Annotated in this window: 3 protein-coding genes; 1 reads left to right on the top strand and 2 read right to left on the bottom strand. The window is 66.8% G+C overall.

From position 1 onward, the window contains the following. The first annotated feature begins 4 nt into the window (after positions 1 to 4). Positions 5 to 670: an SCO family protein gene (locus D7V80_RS40860; RefSeq protein ID WP_233586099.1), complete on the top strand. Its 666-nt coding sequence runs from the start codon at positions 5 to 7 to the stop codon at positions 668 to 670. Between the two features lie 184 nt (positions 671 to 854). On the opposite strand, the gene D7V80_RS40855 is transcribed toward D7V80_RS40860, so the two are convergent. Then, on the bottom strand, positions 855 to 1,271 hold the full coding sequence (locus tag D7V80_RS40855) for a hypothetical protein (RefSeq protein ID WP_014400754.1): 417 nt from the start codon (positions 1,269 to 1,271) through the stop codon (positions 855 to 857). Between the two features lie 131 nt (positions 1,272 to 1,402). Next, positions 1,403 to 1,813 carry a hypothetical protein gene (locus tag D7V80_RS40850; RefSeq protein WP_233586098.1) on the bottom strand — a complete coding sequence of 137 codons (411 nt, stop codon included), beginning with the start codon at positions 1,811 to 1,813 and terminating at the stop codon, positions 1,403 to 1,405. Between the last annotated feature and the right edge of the window lie 131 nt (positions 1,814 to 1,944).

Raw genomic sequence — 1,944 nt, 5'->3', positions numbered from 1 at the left:
ACGCATGTCCGTCGAATCGCCCACCACTCCGTCCGCCCCCCGCTCCCGTCCCGTCCGCCGCCCGTGGGTCTGGGCGGGCATCGCCGTGGCGTCGCTCGGCTTCATGGGGGTGGCGGTCCACGACATGGTGAAGGACCGTTCCCAGCCGCCGCCCCGCCTGGGCGCGCTGCCGGACTTCACCTTCACGCGGCAGGACGGACAGCCCTTCGGGTCGAAGCAGCTCCGCGGCCACCCGTTCATCGCCAACTTCATCTTCACCCGCTGCCCCACCGTCTGCCCCGTCTTCACGCAGAAGATGGCGCGCGTGCAGGAGAACACCGCGAAGCTGGGGACGGATCTCCAGCTGGTGTCCTTCTCCGTGGATCCGGCCTACGACACCCCGGAGCGGCTGGCCGAGTACGGGACGAAGTACAAGGCGGACTTCACCCGCTGGAACTTCCTCACCGGCGACTACGCCACCCTCAAGGACACCATCGTCCAGGGCTTCAAGATCAGCATGGGCCGCGAGCCCGGCGCCCCTGAGGACGACCTGCTCTCCATCTTCCACGGCACCCACTTCGTGCTGGTGGATGGCACCGGGGAGATCCGCGGCTACTACGACAGCGCGGACCCCGAGGCGACCCAGAAGCTGGAGACCGACGCCTTCCGCATCACCCGCGAAGAGGGCTGAGCCCCGCCCCTTCCTGATCGCGCCCACACTCCGGGTACGACATCCCGGGTCACAGCCCACCCGGACTCCACATCCCACCCGGGCCCCAAGCCTGATTCGAAGCCCGCAAAGCCGAAGGGCCGGCCCCCACCTCGCGGTGAGTACCGGCCCTCGTGCCTGAGTCACGCCAGCTTCAGCGGGGAACTCAGTTGATGAGCTGCGCCTGACCGTACGCCATCAGGTTCTGGAAGTTCTGCTGCGCGGGCTGCGAGGCCAGCGCGCCGACCTTGTCCGCGCCCTGCTTCACGGTGGTCGCGATGTCCGCGATGGACTTCACGGTGGGGGCGAACTGGGTCAGCTTGTTCAGGCCGGCCAGGGGGCCCTGGGACAGCATGGACGCGCCGGAGTCGATGAACTTGTCCACGAACGGCTTCGCCAGGTTGCCCAGGCCGAACGGGAGCTTGTCCAGGAGGCCGCCCGCGATGCCCTTCAGGCCACCGGCCAGGGCGCCCACGGGGTTCTGAACGAAGTTCAGCGCCTTGCCCGCGATGTTCGCAACGCCGCCAGCGATGTTGGAGACCGTCTTCGCGACGCTGCTGACAATCTTGCCGATGCCGCCCATGGTGAAACCCCCTACTGAATTTGGTTTGGAGAGTGTGAGCCGGAGTGAAGCTTCAAAAGGATTCTCGGAGGGGGGAGGAAAATGTTTCCTCCCCATTTTCCGATCTATTTCACGGAGATTCCGGGCGAGCTTCAGCCGCGGGTTCCGCCGCCGCCCTTCTTCAGCTGCTCCATCAGCTCCTGGCGCTTCGCCTCGTCCTGGGGCGCCTTGGGGGCCTCGCCCGTGGGGTTCAGCGCGGGCTTGCCGGCGGCGCCGCCGCCCTTGCCGGCCTCGAACTCGGACTTGGCGAAGGGGTTGCCCTGGCCGGGCAGCTCACCCTTGGCGCCCGCGACCAGGAACTCGCCGACCTCCTCCACCGTGTGCACGGGGAAGCCGTTCGCCTTCAGCTCCTCGTCGGACACGACGTTGAGCATGGGCTCCTTGTCCTTGTCCTGCGCGTACTCGAGCACCAGCTCGACGTAGTCCTCCAGCTTCATGCCCACGGCGTCCGCGATCCGCTTCGTCTCGGGATCCTTGAGGAGCTCGGCACGAACGACTTCCACGGGACGGGACAGACCACGCTTCTTGCCAGGGGCTTGCTGGGACATTGCGGTTTCGCTCCGGAGAGGAGAGGAAAGACGGCTGGGAACAACTCTAGCCCATCTTTCCAGTAGTACCCATTCCCCACCCGGAC

The sequence above is a fragment of the Corallococcus sp. CA054B genome (genome assembly GCF_003611625.1).
GTDB classification, from domain to species: domain Bacteria; phylum Myxococcota; class Myxococcia; order Myxococcales; family Myxococcaceae; genus Corallococcus; species Corallococcus coralloides.
Note: the sequence above shows the minus strand (reverse complement) of the source record. Positions and strands in the feature narration are given on the sequence as shown.

What these genes read in the sequence shown, in the direction of transcription:
- D7V80_RS40860 (WP_233586099.1), top strand. Translation starts at nt 5, where the DNA reads ATGTCCGTCGAATCGCCCACCACTCCGTCCGCCCCCCGCTCCCGTCCC.
- D7V80_RS40855 (WP_014400754.1), bottom strand. Translation starts at nt 1,271, where the DNA reads ATGGGCGGCATCGGCAAGATTGTCAGCAGCGTCGCGAAGACGGTCTCC.